Origin of the sequence: Sphingobium sp. YR768, from assembly GCF_900111125.1 — a bacterium.
Taxonomy (GTDB): Bacteria; Pseudomonadota; Alphaproteobacteria; order Sphingomonadales; family Sphingomonadaceae; genus Sphingobium.
Genome location: NZ_FOGE01000080.1, coordinates 1 through 1,365, shown reverse-complemented (window position 1 = coordinate 1,365; position 1,365 = coordinate 1). Strand labels below are relative to the sequence as shown.

Sequence of the window (1,365 nt, the reverse complement as noted above, 5' to 3'; positions counted from 1 at the left end):
CAGAGGTGGCCGGGTTTGTCTGAACAGGGATCGGCAACGGTTAAGTGGATCGTCTGCCGGGTTCCTTGCCTTGCCAATATGGGGCGTCATGCAGGGAGGGCGTAGCCCGACTGGAGTGACGCCCCGTATTGGTTGCCAAATTCATGCTGCCATCATTACCGGCAGGTTGTCAAAATACGCCTGATCCGGCGTCCTGGCGGCGAGGCTCGAATGTGGCCTCCTTCCATTGTAGAAGCTCAGATAACGACCGATCGACTCGCGGGCTTCGCTGACCCCGCCGTAGGCGCGGAGGTAAACCTCCTCATATTTCACCGAGCGCCACAGGCGCTCGACCATCACATTGTCGCGCCAGGCGCCCCGGCCATCCATGCTGATGGCGATTTCCTCGCGCAGCAGCACGCTGGTGAAGGCGTGGCTGGTGAACTGGCTGCCCTGATCGGTGTTGAATATCTCCGGTTTCCCGAAGCGCGTCAACGCTTCCTCCAGCGCTTCGACGCAGAAGTCGGCCTCCATCGTGATCGACACCCGCCAAGCCAGGACTTTGCGGCTGAACCAGTCGACGATGGCCACGAGATAGACGAACCCCCTCGCCATCGGGATGTAGCTGATGTCCGTTGCCCAGACCTGATTGGGCCGCACGATCGGCAGTTTACGCAACAAGTAAGGGTAGATCTTGTGCCCAGGGGTCGGCTTCGATGTGTTCGGGCGACGGTAGATTGCCTCGATCGCCATCTTCTTCATCAGCGTGGCGACATGCTGGCGGCCGATCTCGATGCCTTCCTGCCGCAGAAGATCACGCAGCATCCGACTACCCGCGAACGGAAATTCCAGGTGCAACTCGTCGATCCGCCGCATGATGGCGAGATCGGCAGGCGGCACCGGTCTGGGCAGATAATAAATGCCGCCCCGGCTGATCCCCAGCTCCCGGGCTTGCCGCGCCAACGGCAGTGCGTGCGAACGGTCGATCATCGTTTTGCGCTCGGCAACAGTCCCGCCTTCCCGAGCGCCCCTGACAAAAAATCGTTCACCAGCGTCAGTTCACCGATCTTGGCGTGCAGCGTCTTTACGTCGATCGCCGGCGCCGCAGCCTCGCTCCGCGTCTCGCTGCCAAATACACCGGCAGCCCCTTCCAGAAGCTGCCCGCGCCATTGCGTGATCTGGTTCGGATGCACGTCAAACTGCTGCGCCAGCTCCGCCAGCGTCTTCTCGCCCTTCACGGCGGCCAATGCCACCTTCGCTTTGAATGCCGGGCTGTGATTCCGGCGTGGTCGTTTGCTCATCTCTACTCCTGTCACGCGGCCATCCTGGCCGCCGTCAGGCAGAAAATCCACTTATCCCGATGTGCAGTTTTGCCAGGCCACCTCT

The 1,365-nt window shown here is 61.2% G+C and carries 1 protein-coding gene; it reads right to left on the bottom strand.

The window, feature by feature from the left end:
- Nucleotides 1-141: 141 nt before the first annotated feature.
- Nucleotides 142-1,280 (bottom strand): IS3 family transposase gene (locus BMX92_RS26705; protein WP_371262547.1). Its coding sequence is split into 2 segments (ribosomal slippage): nt 142-1,011 and nt 1,014-1,280, totalling 1,137 coding nucleotides; the frame shifts between segments, so codons are not numbered across the junction.
- Nucleotides 1,281-1,365 lie beyond the last annotated feature (85 nt).